The 268-nt window shown below is 56.0% G+C and carries 1 tRNA gene; it reads left to right on the plus strand.

Annotated elements, in window-relative coordinates:
• The first annotated feature begins 183 nt into the window (after positions 1 to 183).
• A tRNA-Ala gene (locus tag OGV71_RS00560) sits at positions 184 to 259 on the plus strand.
• Positions 260 to 268 lie beyond the last annotated feature (9 nt).

A 268-nucleotide genomic window follows, 5' to 3' on the forward strand; every position in this document is an offset into this window, starting at 1 on the left:
GCTTGTAGCTCAGGTGGTTAGAGCGCACCCCTGATAAGGGTGAGGTCGGTGGTTCAAGTCCACTCAGGCCTACCAAATTCGCCTCCGTGCTGTGTTACGGCGATGCTCGCATACTTCAGTATGCTTCGCACCACCGCGCCTTGCCCGGAAACGAATTAGGGTACAGAGATTAGCATTTACGATGGGGTTATAGCTCAGCTGGGAGAGCGCCTGCCTTGCACGCAGGAGGTCTGCGGTTCGATCCCGCATAGCTCCACCATCTTTACTG

The organism is Citrobacter sp. Cf088 (genome assembly GCF_030334295.1).
Classification (GTDB): domain Bacteria; phylum Pseudomonadota; class Gammaproteobacteria; order Enterobacterales; family Enterobacteriaceae; genus Citrobacter; species Citrobacter freundii.